Below are 12,484 nucleotides of genomic sequence, written 5' to 3' on the forward strand. Positions count from 1 at the left end.
CCACTTCCGGAGTCCCTCATGCCCAAGGTCGACCACCAGGACGCCACCGTACTTTCCGACGACGAGCTGCATACCCTGGACGCGCACTGGCGGGCCGCCAACTATCTGGCCGCCGGACAGATCTACCTGATGTCCAACCCGCTGCTGACGGAGCCTCTGAAGCCGGAGCACATCAAGCCGCGGCTGCTCGGTCACTGGGGCACCTCGCCCGGCCTCAACCTCGTGTACACCCACCTCAACCGGGTGATCAAGGCGCGCGGACTCGACGCCCTGTGCATCTGGGGGCCGGGGCACGGAGGGCCGTCGATCCTGGCGAACTCCTGGCTGGAGGGCAGTTACAGCGAGACCTACCCGGACGTCCCGAGGGACGGCGAGGGGATGGCCAGGCTGTTCCGGCAGTTCTCCTTCCCCGGTGGGGTGCCCAGCCATGTCGCCCCCGAGACGCCGGGCTCGATCCACGAGGGCGGTGAGCTCGGCTACTCCCTCTCCCACGCCTACGGCGCCGCCTTCGACAACCCCGGCCTGCTGGTGGCCTGCGTCATCGGCGACGGCGAGGCGGAGACCGGTCCGCTGGCCGCCTCCTGGCACTCCAACAAGTTCCTCGACCCCGTGCACGACGGCGCGGTGCTGCCGATCCTGCACCTCAACGGCTACAAGATCGCCAACCCGACCGTGCTCTCCCGACTGCCCGAGTCCGAACTCGACGACCTGCTCAGGGGATACGGCCACGAACCCATCCATGTGTCCGGCGACGACCCCGCGCAGGTCCACCGGGCCATGGCCCGGGCGATGGACGACGCGCTGGACCGCATCGCCGTGATGCAGCAGACCGCCCGGGAGGACGGTGTCACCGAGCGCGTGCACTGGCCGGTGATCGTCCTGCGTACGCCGAAGGGCTGGACGGGCCCCGCCGAGGTCGACGGCGTACCCGTCGAGGGGACCTGGCGTGCCCACCAGGTCCCCCTCGCCGCAGTTCGCGAAAACCCCGAACACCTCCGGCAGTTGGAGGCCTGGCTGCGCTCGTACAGGCCGCAGGAGCTCTTCGGCCCGGACGGCCGCCCCGCCGCCGACGTCCTCGCCTGCGTCCCCGACGGCGCCGGGCGGCTCGGTGCCTCCCCGTACGCCAACGGCGGGCTGCTCGTGCGCGACCTGCCCATCGCACCGCTCGACGAGTTCGCCGTCCCCGTCGACAAGCCGGGCACCACCGTGCACGAGCCGACCCGCGTCCTCGGTGACCTGCTGGCCCGGGTGATGAAGGACACCGGCGGTCGCCGCGACTTCCGCCTCGTCGGCCCGGACGAGACCGCCTCCAACCGGCTCCAGGCAGTCTTCGACGTCAGCGGAAAGGTGTGGCAGGGCCTGCACCTGCCGGTCGACGAGCACCTCGAACACCACGGCCGGGTCCTGGAGATCCTCTCGGAGCACACCTGCCAGGGCTGGCTGGAGGGATATCTGCTGACCGGCCGGCACGGGCTGTTCTCCTGCTACGAGGCGTTCGTGCACATCGTCGACTCGATGGTCAACCAGCACATCAAGTGGCTCAGGACGTCGCGGGAGTTGCCGTGGCGCGCTCCGATCGCCTCCCTCAACTACCTGCTGACGTCGCATGTGTGGCGTCAGGACCACAACGGGTTCTCCCACCAGGACCCCGGTTTCGTCGACCACGTCCTCAACAAGAGCCCCGAGGTCGTACGGGTCTACCTGCCTCCGGACGCCAACACCCTCCTGTCGGTCGCGGACCACGCGCTGCGCAGCCGCGACTACGTCAACGTCATCGTCGCGGGCAAGCAGCCCTGCTTCGACTGGCTGTCCATGGACCAGGCCCGCGCCCACTGCGCGCGTGGCGCCGGGACATGGGAGTGGGCCGGCACGGAGAACGGCGGTGAGCCGGACGTCGTCCTCGCCTGTGCCGGGGACGTGCCCACCCAGGAAATCCTGGCCGCCGCGCAGCTGCTGCGCCGGCACCTTCCGGACCTCGCCGTCCGCGTGGTGAACGTGGTCGACATGACCCGGCTGCTGCCGCGCGAGGAACACCCGCACGGGATGAGCGACTTCGAGTACGACGGCCTGTTCACCACCGACAAGCCGGTGATCTTCGCCTACCACGGCTACCCGTGGCTGATCCACCGCCTGGCCTACCGCCGCACCGGTCACAAGAACCTGCACGTGCGCGGCTACAAGGAGTCGGGGACGACGACCACGCCGTTCGACATGGTGGTCCGTAACGACCTCGACCGCTACCGGCTGGTCATGGACGTCATCGACCGCGTCCCCGGTCTCGCCGTGCGCGCCGCCGCCGTACGGCAGCAGATGGCCGACGTCCGCACCCGCCACCAGGCCTGGATCCGCGAGCACGGCACCGACCTGCCCGAGGTCGCCGACTGGACCTGGAACGCCTGACCCCGCCCCTCATTTCCGGAAGGAATTCACCGCCATGACCGTACGCGTCGGCATCAACGGCTTCGGCCGTATCGGCCGCACCTATCTGCGCGCCGCCCTCGACCGTGCCGAGGAAGGCACCCAGGACGTCGAGGTGGTCGCGATCAACGACATCACCTCACCCGCGACCCTCGCCCACCTGCTGGAGTTCGACTCCACCTTCGGGCGCATCGGACGCGACGTCGAGCACGACGACAGCTCGATCACGGTCGACGGGCGCCGTATCGCCGTCACCGCCGAACGGGACCCGGCCGCCCTGCACTGGTCGGACTACGGCGCCGGCGTCGTCATCGAGTCGACCGGCCACTTCCGTGACCGGGACTCCGCGGCCCTGCACCTCAAGGGCGGTGCCCACACCGTGCTGCTGTCGGCGCCCGGCAAGGGGGCGGACGCCACCCTCGTGATGGGCGTCAACGACCGGACCTACGACCGGCACCGGGACCGGATCGTGTCCGCCGCCTCCTGCACCACCAACTGCGTCGCCCCAATGGTCAAGGTGCTCGACGACGCCTTCGGTGTCGAGCGCGGCGTCATGACGACCATCCACGGCTACACCAACGACCAGTCCCTCCTCGACGGCCCGCACAAGGACCTGCGCCGGGCCCGCTCGGCCGCCCTCAGCATCATCCCCACCAGCACCGGCGCCGCCCGCGCCGTGGGCCTGGTGGTGCCGGAGCTGGCCGGCGCGCTCGACGGGATCGCGGTCCGGGTGCCCGTGGAGGACGGCTCGCTCACCGACCTCGCCGTCGTCCTCGCCCGGGAGGCGAGCGCGGACGAGATCAACGCCGCGTTCGAGGCGGCGGCGGCCGGGCCGCTGAACGGCATCCTGCGGGTCTCCAAGGCCCCCATCGTCTCCCGCGACGTGATCGGTGACCCCTCCTCCTGCGTCTTCGACCCCGCCCTGACGCAGGCCAACGGCACCCTGGCCACGGTCTTCGGCTGGTACGACAACGAGTGGGGCTACACGAACCGACTCCTGGACCTGACGGCGCTGGTGGCGGACGACTGACACCTCCGACCGCTCGTCGGCACGGCGGAAGCGGGACCGGTCGGCGGCCCAGAAGGGCCGACCGGGCCCGGGGCGGCCCCGTACAGCCCCTGGGCTCCTCCCGCGCTCCGCCGGACGATCGGAGTACCGAAAGCCATGAGGAGACCTGCGATGACGGACGACCTGCTCGACCGGCCCCCGGTGCACGCCCTGCTCGCGGACGGCACCACCGTGAGCATCCGGCCTGTGCTGCCGGGCGACCACGACCAGCTGCGAGGCCTCTACGAGGAGATGTCGCCGGAGAACCTGCGCCTGCGCTTCTTCGCGGCGAGCCGGCGTGCGGCGGCGATGGCCGCCGACCGGGCCTGCGCCCCGGCCCGCCCGGGGTACCGGGCCCTGCTGGCGGAGGTGGACGGCAGGGTGATCGGACTCGCCGAGTACGACACCGGCGGGGAGAGGGCCGGCGCGGATCAGGGGGGAGCGGACAAGGATGGCCAGGGTGGCGCGGACGAGGGGGGCGCGGACAAGGGTGGCGCGGAGATCTCCATCGCCGTCGCCGACGGCCTGCACCACCGGGGCGTGGGCACCCTGCTCGTCGAGCACCTGGTCTCCGCGGCGCGCGCGGAAGGCATCACCACCTTCACGGCCGACGCCCTGAGCGAGAACCACGAGGTGCTCCGGCTCTTCGCCGACCTCGGGCTGCGCACCTCCCGCCGCTTCGAGGGGCCCGAGGTGCGCTGCACCATCCACCTCGACCAGGACGACGCCTACCTGTCGGCCGTCGAGGCCCGGGGCCGGGCCGCCGACGTGGCCAGCCTGCTGCCCCTGCTGCGGCCGTCCGTCGTCGCTGTGGTCGGCGCCGGACGCACCTCCGGTTCCGTGGGCCGGGCCGTCCTGCACCACCTGCACACGGGCGGCTTCACCGGGCGCCTGTTCGCCGTGAACCCCAACGTCACGTCGTTGCTCGGGGTGCCCTCCCATCCCTCCGTCGCGGCGCTGCCCATGACCCCGGATCTCGTGATCGTGGCCGTGCCGGCCGCCGCGGTCCCGGCCGTCGCCGACGAGTGCGGCCGGGCCGGGGTACGCGCCCTCGTCGTCGTCACCGCCGGCCTCGACCACCCCCAGGCACAGGCCCTGCTGACCGCCTGCCGCACCTACGGCATGCGGCTCGTCGGACCCAACTGCCTGGGCATCGCCCACACCGAACCGGAACTCGGTCTCGACGCGACCTTCGCCGCCGGGCACCCCCGCCCCGGGACGGCCGGCGTCGCGGTGCAGTCCGGCGGGGTCGGCATCGCGCTCCTCGACGGGCTGTCCCGGCTGGGCATCGGCGTCTCCTCCTTCGTCTCGCTCGGCGACAAGTACGACGTCAGCGGCAACGACATGCTCCAGTGGTGGGAGAGCGACGGCCGCACCGAACTCGCCCTGCTGCATCTGGAGTCCTTCGGCAACCCGCGCGCCTTCTCCCGCACCGCCCGCCGCGTGACCCGCCGCATCCCGGTGCTCACCGTCGACGCCGGCCGCACCGAGGCGGGACGCAAGGCGGCCGCCTCGCACACCGCTGCCGCCGCCACCCGCACCATGACCCGCGGCGCACTGTTCATCCAGGCCGGCATCACCGCGACCCGCTCGGTCGGCGAGCTCCTCGAAACGGCGGCCCTCTTCCACTCCCAGCCGCTGCCGGAGGGCAGCCGCGTCGCGATCATCACCAACGCGGGCGGCGCCGGGGTGCTCACCGCCGACGCCTGCGCGGAGGCAGGACTCGTCCTTCCCCCCTTCACCCCCACGACGACCGCCGACCTGCTCGCCGTGCTGCCGGACGGCGCCGCCGTCGGCAACCCGATCGACGCCACCGCCGCCGTGTCGGAGGAACAGCTGACGGAGTGCGTCGACCGCCTCACCCGGTGTTCTGCCCTCGACGCCGTGATCGTGGCCCTCGTTCCCACGGCTGTCGCGGCCGCCACCGGAGACGACCTGGTTCGGGCGGTCACCGCCGCTCCCGGCCGGCGAGGGCGGCCCGTGATCGCCGTACGCCTGGAGCAGGACCGGTCCGTCCGGCTGCTGCCCGCCGCCGACGGTGGCACCATCCCCTCGTACGCCGAACCCCAGGCGGCTGCCCGCGCGCTGGCACACGCCGCCGAGCGCGCCGCCTGGCTCTCCCGGCCCGTCGGCACCGTCCCCGACCTGGACGACACCGAACCGGAGCGGGCCCGCACGATCGTCGAGGAGTACCTGGCGGCGCACCCCGAGGGCGGCTGGCTCGATCCGCGCATCTGCGCCGACCTGCTCGCCTGCTACAGCGTCCCGCAGATCCCGTGGGCCTGGGCCGAGAGCGAGGACGAGGCCGTGCTCGCCGCCGACCGGCTGCGAGGGTTCGACGGCCGGGTGGTCATGAAGGCCCACTGGCCCGGGCTCCTGCACAAGACGCAGCAGCACGCCGTCCACCTCGACCTGCGCGGCGACTCCCAGGTCCGGGCCGCGTTCCGCGACCTGGAGACCCGCTTCGCCGGGCTCATGACCGGCGTGGTCCTGCAACCCCTCGCCGCACGCGGCACCGAACTCTTCGCCGGCGTCGTCCAGGACGAGGTCTTCGGCCCACTCGTCCTGTTCGGGCTCGGCGGCACCGCCACCGAGGTCCTCGCCGACCACGCCGCCCGCCTCGCCCCCCTCACCGACCGCGACGTCCAGCAACTGATCACCTCGCCGCGGTGCGCCCCGCTGCTGCTGGGCGCGAACGGAAACACCCCCGTCGACCTCGCGGAACTGGAAGAGCTGCTCCAGCGGCTGTCCCGGATGGCGGCGGACCTGCCGCAGCTCGCCGAGGCCGACTTCAACCCCGTCCTGGCGACACCGGGCGGCGTCACCGTGCTCGACGCACGCGTACGCCTGCTGCCTCGCCGCTCCCAGGACCCCTATCTGCGCCGACTGCGCTGAGGAGGAACGTCATGCGACACAACAGGGTCGGCTCCGTGATGACCACGGACGTCGTCCGCGCCGAGTACGGCACCCCCTTCAAAGAGGTGGCCCGGCTGCTGGCCGCGCACCGGATCAGCGGACTTCCGGTGGTGGACGAGGACGGGAAAGTCATCGGCGTCCTGTCCGAGACGGACCTGATGATGCACCAGGCGACCACCCCCGACCCGTACGAGCCCAAGCCCCGTAGGCGGCTCGCCGAGCTGACGCCCGGTGCCAAGCGCCGGGCCGCGAAGGGCAAGGCCCGCACCGCCGGCCGGCTGATGACACAGCCACCCGTCACCGTGCACGCCGACGACACCATCGTCCAGGCCGCCCGCATCATGGCCCAGAAGCACGTGGAACGGCTCCCCGTCCTCGACGAGGAGGACCGGCTCGCGGGCATCGTCACCCGACGCGACCTCCTCCAGGTCTTCCTGCGGCCCGACGCCGAGATCCGCACCGCGGTGATCGAGGAGGTACTGCTGCGCGCGCTGTCGCTGCCGCCGCGCAGCGTCGAGGTCTCCGTGACGGAGGGCGTCGTCACGCTCACCGGACACATGGAGCGCAAGAGCGAGACGGAGATCGCCCTGTCCATGACGCGCCGGATCGACGGCGTGGTCGACGTGGTCGGCAGGCTCACCTACCGGCTCGACGACGCACGTCTGCGCGCCGAGGAGCAGGCACGGGCGGTGCGCGGCGTGACCGACGACTGGCTCCGCCGGCTGTGAACGACGCCGTCGTGATCGGCGGCGGGCCCGGTGCCTCCGCCTCCGGGCGGGACATCCCGCCCGTGCGGAGCCCGGTGTCCGTCGGTGTCCGTCGGTGTCCGTCGTACGGTCAGCCGGTCCTGTGACCCCATCGTGGTCCCACCAGATCCCATTCCCTGCCCCACCCGTCGACGCGCCGCCGGTCGAGCCGCCACCGGAGGACCGCTCCGGTGGCGAACACCAGGCCGGCCAGGCCTGCCGCCGCCGCGACGCCCAGGAAGCCCGACTCGATCGCCGCCTCCGTGGAGTTCGGCGGCGCCGGGGTGAGACGGCCGTGGCCGTCCTGCCAGACCGTGACCCTCGATCCTGCATCGAGGCCTGTGTGCACCAGGGTCCGGCCGGTGCGGGTCGAGCCGTCGGATGCCGTCCAGCGAACGGTGGCCGTCCGTTGACCGGAGGTGCCGGCGACCACGGCGGCGGCGAGCGGGACGTCGTCCAGGAGCACGGCACGGACGGACTGCCGCTCGGCCCGCTGCTGTGCGAACACCTCGTCCGCGGCATGAGCGGTCACCAGTCCGGCGACCGTACCGCCCACGACGAAGACCGCCCACACGGCCAGTACGATCCACGCCTCGACGATGTCGTCGTGTCGTCGCAGCGGGTTGCTTCGCCACCGCCACAACCGCTTCCTCGCGTAGGTGCCACTGGGCATCGGTCCGCACCTCCTCCTGTCGTGGTGACACTTCCGAAGGTGACAGCCGAGGCCGTGCCGCTGCATGGGCCGACCAGACGTCGCCGCCGGGCCACCCGGGACCAACTCCGCGGGCCAGGAGGGCCGTTCAGCCCCCTATGGCCCCCCGACCACGACCGTCGGGGCGACTGGCTGCGCGCCGGGCAGGCCGTCGAGCACGTGTGGCTCGTCGTGTACGGGGTCCACCGCCGCGCCGACTCAGCCGGCCGAAGCGGAGACGGAGCGCGCGACCGGCGTGCCGATCAGGTCGGCGGGCCGGCGGGGATGGATGCCGAAGGCGCCGGCCAGGCCCGTGCAGCGCAGGATCCGCAGGAACCACAGCACGCCCAGCCCGGCGCAGTCGATGAAGGACACGGGACGCAGGTCGAGCACCAGGTCGGGGCGCGGACCGGCGGTCAGCGCGTCCAGGCGTGACACGAGCGCGGGCGCCGCCAGGACGTCGATGTGTGGTGATCGGCCATGGAGCGGGCAAAGCGGCGTCGGCGGGACACGCGGAAGGGCCGTTGGGTACCTGTCCGGGGAGGTTCGACAGGGTCTGCTCGCCGCTCGCGGAGGGCAGGGACCGTCCGGCGGGCCGCGGGGACCGGACGGCCCAAGCGGATCGGGAGATTACCGCACAAAATGGATGCAGGTGATGATGTCTTCACGTGCTGGAAGGACGGTGAGAAGCGTCATGAAAGGCTTCGTCTTCCACGGCCCCGGGCAGTCCGCCTGGGAGGAGGTCCCGGACCCTGCTGTCAAGGAGCCCACCGACGCCATCGTACGGGTGGGCGCCGTCACGATCTGCGGCACCGACCTGCACATCCTCAAGGGTGACGTCCCCGAGGTGCGCCCGGGCACGGTCCTCGGACATGAGGCCGTCGGCGAGATCGTGGAGGTCGGCGGCGACGTCCGGACCGTACGTCCGGGGGACCGGGTGCTGGTCTCCTGCATCAGCGCCTGCGGCCGCTGCCGCTACTGCCGTGAGGGCAGCTACGGCCAGTGCCGGGGCGGTGGGGGCTGGATCCTCGGCCACCTGATCGACGGCACCCAGGCCGAGTACGTCCGCGTGCCCTACGCCGACCTCTCCGTGCACGCCCTGCCCAGCGCGGTGGAGAGCAAGGACGCCGTCCTGCTGGCGGACATCTTCCCGACCTCCTACGAGGTGGGCGTCCTCAACGGGCGGGTACGTCCGGGCGACACCGTCGCCGTCGTCGGCGCCGGTCCCATCGGCCTCGCGGCGATCGCCACGGCGCGGCTGTTCGCGCCCGAGCGGATCGTCGCCGTGGACCTGGCCGCCTCCCGGCTGGAGGCCGCACGGCAACTCGGCGCCGACGCCGTGGCCGACGCCCGCGAGGACCCCGAGCAGCTGATCGCCGATCTCACCGACGGGCTCGGCGCGGACGTGGTCATCGAGGCGGTCGGTGCGCCGGAGAGTTTCGAGACGTGCACACGCATGGTCAGGCCCGGCGGCCACGTGGCCAACGTCGGCGTCCACGGCAGGCCCGCCACGCTGCACCTCGAAGATCTGTGGATCAAGAACGTGACGATCACCACCGGTCTGGTGGACACCCACTCCACCCCCACCCTGCTGCGCATGGCCGCCGCCGGCCGGCTGCCCACGGCGCAACTGGTCACCCACACCTTCCCGCTGGAGCGCATGGAGGAGGCGTACGACGTCTTCGCGCGGGCCGCCGACACGGGCGCCCTCAAGGTGGTGCTCGGTGTGCCGTCGCACGAGGAGGTCGCCGTCCGGGCGGCCTGAACCGAGAGGACCTCTCGGGAAGCCGGTGAACGTCTGCCTCGACCAGGACGGCGCGGTTCTGGCGCGCAACCTGGGGACGTCTCGCGTGACGCCGTTCAGGCCCGCGGGGACGGACCGTCGGGTGTGAGGAGGACCCCGGTGACCAGATCGGGGCTGATACGAACGGCATGATCCATTCTCTGGGATCCCCACGGACGCAACAACGCCTGATAGCGAGCCAGTTCCCGCGGGTCCGTGACCAGTCGTGCATAGCCTGTGACGACGACGCTCCAACCGAGGTGGGTGTCGCGGTCGATGTCGTCGGCCTCGTAGGCGACCACGGCTCCCTCACCCCCTGCCTGCCGGGCGTACCGGGTCAGCGTGGCGTCACCGTGGGTGCGGACGACGATGTCGCCGTCGGCCAGCACGTGGTTGACCGGCCGGACGGTCGGCAGCGCGTGCCGGGTGAAGACGATCCGCCCCAGGGACACGCTGCCCAGCAGTCGCAGCGCCTCGACGCCGTCCAGCTCGACACTCCTGCGTGCCTCCGAGGCGCCCGACCCTCCGTCGTCGCCGGTGATGGCAGGTGTCCGTGTCATCGGATCTCTCACTGTCTTCCGTCTCCCGCAGCCACACGCGGCCTGACCGGACCTCGCGAACCGCGAGGGAGCCTCCCGCCAGGGCCGTTCGGCCCGGGGCGGCATCCGGAGGCGTCGGCGATCACCGGTGGTGCATGGTCTCCAGGGCTGCGGCCAGTACGTGGGGATCGTGGTGGCCCTTGTAGACCTCCGGCGGCTGCTTGTCCAGCTTCAGGAGCTGCGCCACGGCCGTCCATGCGGTGCGTACGGAGTACTCGACGGTGAAGACGACGTCGTCGGGCACTTCGGCGAACTGTCCTATGAAGGCCAGGTTGACCGACCCCTCCGGGACGACGTGGGGCCGGTCGTCGCGGCGACGGACCAGGAACTGACTGGTGATGTACGGCATCACGCAGGGCACGACGGTGGAGGTCTCCAGGATCCGGGCCACGGTCCGCTCGTCGAACGGGAGGTGGTGCAGGACCTCTTCGAGGATCTCACGGCCGGTGCACAGGGTCATCGGCTTGGGCGTGTGGTTCCCGGCGCGGGCGGGGAACAGGCCGTAGCCCCACCAGACCCCGACGTCCTCGGGCTGGTCGCGGTAGACGGGCTGGCGGTTGGCGACGACGGTGAGCAGCCAGTTGGAGTCGGTGAAGGTCATCAGACCGCCCTTGCCGGCCGGACGGCCGCTGAAGTCCTCGAGTGCCTCAAGGAAGGCCGGGTCCTTCGTGGTGACGGTGAAGGACTCCCAGCGGGACTCCTTGACGTGCTTGTCGAAGACGGCCGGGTTGCCGAAGTTCTCGCGTCCGCGGGCCAGCCGGTGCCACAGCAGCCAGGCGTCGGAGCGTTGGGGGGCGGGCGGGGGCGCGGAGGTGTGGGTGCCGTGGCTGGAGGCGTCGGTCATGGAGCCGTTGGTGACCAGCACCAGGTCCTCGGGCGTGACGGTGATTTTTTCGTCGCAGCCGTTCCGGCTCAGGTGGATGGTCTCGACCGTGCCGCTCCCGATGCCCGGGGTGAATGCGAGGTCGGTGACGCGGCAGCCGGTGTGGACGGTGACGCCGCGTTCGTGGAGCCACGCGGTCAGGGGCCGGACGATGGAGTCGTACTGGTTGTAGCGGGTCCGGTGGATGCCCGACATCGAGGCGAACTCGGGGAAGAGGTGGATGAAGCGCCTGAGGTAGCGGCGGAACTCGATCGCGCTGTGCCAGGGCTGGAAGGCGAACGTGGTGCACCACATGAACCAGAAGCCGGTCGTGAAGAAGTGCTCGCCGAAGCAGTCGGTGATGCGCTTGTCGTCCAGGTGTCCTTCGGGGGTGGCCAGGCAGCGGACCAGCTCAAGGCGGTCGCGCTCGGAGAAGCCCATTGTGGTGGTGTCGAGGATCTTGCCGTCCCCGTCGACGAGGCGGGCGATGTCGTCCCAGGCGAAGTCCTCGTGTCCGGCCAGGATCTCCTCGGTCACGGTGACGGCGGGGTCGTCGAGGGTGGGTATGCCGGACAGCAGGTCGTACGTGCAGCGGAACTCCGCCTCGAACATCCGCCCACCGCGCATGGTGTAGCCGGCGTCCGGTGTGCCGCCCGCGTCCAGGCTGCCGCCGAGGCTCCGTTGTTCCTCGAAGAGGTGGATGTCGGACCCCTCGAAGCCGCCGTCGCGGATCAGGAACGTCGCCGCGGCCAGTGCCGCGATGCCGCTGCCCACCAGATATGCCTTCGCCATCACACAACTCCTGTTTCGTCAGTGGGCCGTTGGTCACTTCACGGGTCCGGTCGGCCTCGAACCGGGTCCCGGCGGTCCGGTCGACGGACCGTGCCCGTCCGCAGCGGCTGTTCGCTGCCCGGTCACTCCATGCCGGCGGGCTCTCCCGAGCCGCCCGGTCCTGCGCCGGGAACCGGCCGCCCTCCTCCACCGCGCCACGGCGGGACCGCCGTCCGGTTCCTGCCGTCCCGGGTGTGGGCAGCATGATCGGTCTGGCGGCGCAGCCGGTCCTGAAGCCGGTCGACGACCTCCGTGCCGGTCGCTTCCTCGGCCTCCGCGACCACCTGACGACCGCCGATGCGCAGGTCGGCCGTGGCCGACCAGGGGCGGTCGGAGTGGTGGCTGGCCGCTCGCGCGATCCGCACCTCGCCGGTGGCAGCGGGCAGCCCCGGCCGGCCGACGACGGCGTCGATCTTCGTACGGGCGTAGCTCAGGGTCTCCTCGTCCACGGCGCCGTCGGAGCGCAGTCGGACCAGGGGAGTCTCCTGGGTGGGGTCGGTGGTCATGCCGGGTCCTTCCTTCGGGATGTCGGGGGATACGGGGGCAGGCCGCTGCGTCGGCCGCGCGCCTCGCGCATGAAGGTGGTGTCT

The 12,484-nt window shown here is 71.8% G+C and carries 10 protein-coding genes; 5 read left to right on the forward strand and 5 right to left on the reverse strand.

Features of this window, described 5'->3' with window-relative positions; all coding sequences use genetic code 11:
- Positions 1 to 18 precede the first annotated feature (18 nt).
- The 4 genes from U5640_RS41600 (at position 19) to U5640_RS41615 (ending at position 7,110) form a co-directional block, all read left to right on the forward strand.
- Entirely contained in the window at positions 19 to 2,400 is a 2,382-nt protein-coding gene (locus U5640_RS41600; RefSeq protein WP_340384403.1) for a phosphoketolase family protein, read from the forward strand.
- Between the two features lie 34 nt (positions 2,401 to 2,434).
- The gene (gene gap / locus U5640_RS41605) at positions 2,435 to 3,448 is read left to right on the forward strand and encodes a type I glyceraldehyde-3-phosphate dehydrogenase (RefSeq protein WP_340384404.1); all 1,014 of its coding nucleotides are present in this window, start codon (positions 2,435 to 2,437) and stop codon (positions 3,446 to 3,448) included.
- Between the two features lie 150 nt (positions 3,449 to 3,598).
- Positions 3,599 to 6,361: a GNAT family N-acetyltransferase gene (locus U5640_RS41610; RefSeq protein ID WP_340384405.1), complete on the forward strand. Its 2,763-nt coding sequence runs from the start codon at positions 3,599 to 3,601 to the stop codon at positions 6,359 to 6,361.
- A gap of 11 nt (positions 6,362 to 6,372) precedes the next feature.
- Complete coding sequence (locus U5640_RS41615) at positions 6,373 to 7,110, forward strand: CBS domain-containing protein (RefSeq protein WP_340384406.1); 738 nt, start codon at positions 6,373 to 6,375, stop codon at positions 7,108 to 7,110.
- Positions 7,111 to 7,219: 109 nt separating this feature from the next.
- Here U5640_RS41615 and U5640_RS41620 read toward each other — a convergent pair whose 3' ends face one another.
- Together U5640_RS41620 and U5640_RS41625 are read right to left on the reverse strand one after the other, a co-directional pair.
- Positions 7,220 to 7,801 carry a hypothetical protein gene (locus tag U5640_RS41620; RefSeq protein ID WP_340384407.1) on the reverse strand — a complete coding sequence of 194 codons (582 nt, stop codon included), beginning with the start codon at positions 7,799 to 7,801 and terminating at the stop codon, positions 7,220 to 7,222.
- 237 nt (positions 7,802 to 8,038) lie between these two features.
- Positions 8,039 to 8,257, reverse strand: a complete 219-nt coding sequence (locus U5640_RS41625; RefSeq protein WP_340384408.1) for a hypothetical protein — start codon at positions 8,255 to 8,257, stop codon at positions 8,039 to 8,041.
- Positions 8,258 to 8,513: 256 nt separating this feature from the next.
- On the opposite strand from U5640_RS41625, the gene U5640_RS41630 reads away from it, so the two are divergent.
- Entirely contained in the window at positions 8,514 to 9,584 is a 1,071-nt protein-coding gene (locus U5640_RS41630) for a zinc-dependent alcohol dehydrogenase family protein (protein WP_340384409.1), read from the forward strand.
- A gap of 95 nt (positions 9,585 to 9,679) precedes the next feature.
- On the opposite strand, the gene U5640_RS41635 is transcribed toward U5640_RS41630, so the two are convergent.
- The 3 genes from U5640_RS41635 to U5640_RS41645 all read right to left on the reverse strand — a co-directional run bounded on the left by U5640_RS41635 (position 9,680) and on the right by U5640_RS41645 (position 12,400).
- Positions 9,680 to 10,162 (reverse strand): pyridoxamine 5'-phosphate oxidase family protein, encoded by a 483-nt coding sequence (locus U5640_RS41635; RefSeq protein ID WP_340384410.1) that lies wholly within the window; start codon positions 10,160 to 10,162, stop codon positions 9,680 to 9,682.
- Between the two features lie 121 nt (positions 10,163 to 10,283).
- Entirely contained in the window at positions 10,284 to 11,855 is a 1,572-nt protein-coding gene (locus U5640_RS41640) for an oleate hydratase (protein ID WP_340384411.1), read from the reverse strand.
- Between the two features lie 122 nt (positions 11,856 to 11,977).
- Positions 11,978 to 12,400 (reverse strand): hypothetical protein, encoded by a 423-nt coding sequence (locus U5640_RS41645; protein WP_340384412.1) that lies wholly within the window; start codon positions 12,398 to 12,400, stop codon positions 11,978 to 11,980.
- Positions 12,401 to 12,484 lie beyond the last annotated feature (84 nt).

Origin of the sequence: Streptomyces sp. SS7, assembly GCF_037993025.1 — a bacterium.
GTDB lineage: Bacteria > Actinomycetota > Actinomycetes > Streptomycetales > Streptomycetaceae > Streptomyces.

Coding starts and splice junctions, on each gene's coding strand:
- U5640_RS41600 (WP_340384403.1), top strand. CDS start 19: ATGCCCAAGGTCGACCACCAGGACGCCACCGTACTTTCCGACGACGAG.
- gap (WP_340384404.1), top strand. CDS start 2,435: ATGACCGTACGCGTCGGCATCAACGGCTTCGGCCGTATCGGCCGCACC.
- U5640_RS41610 (WP_340384405.1), top strand. CDS start 3,599: ATGACGGACGACCTGCTCGACCGGCCCCCGGTGCACGCCCTGCTCGCG.
- U5640_RS41615 (WP_340384406.1), top strand. CDS start 6,373: ATGCGACACAACAGGGTCGGCTCCGTGATGACCACGGACGTCGTCCGC.
- U5640_RS41620 (WP_340384407.1), bottom strand. CDS start 7,801: ATGCCCAGTGGCACCTACGCGAGGAAGCGGTTGTGGCGGTGGCGAAGC.
- U5640_RS41630 (WP_340384409.1), top strand. CDS start 8,514: ATGAAAGGCTTCGTCTTCCACGGCCCCGGGCAGTCCGCCTGGGAGGAG.
- U5640_RS41635 (WP_340384410.1), bottom strand. CDS start 10,162: ATGACACGGACACCTGCCATCACCGGCGACGACGGAGGGTCGGGCGCC.
- U5640_RS41640 (WP_340384411.1), bottom strand. CDS start 11,855: ATGGCGAAGGCATATCTGGTGGGCAGCGGCATCGCGGCACTGGCCGCG.
- U5640_RS41645 (WP_340384412.1), bottom strand. CDS start 12,400: ATGACCACCGACCCCACCCAGGAGACTCCCCTGGTCCGACTGCGCTCC.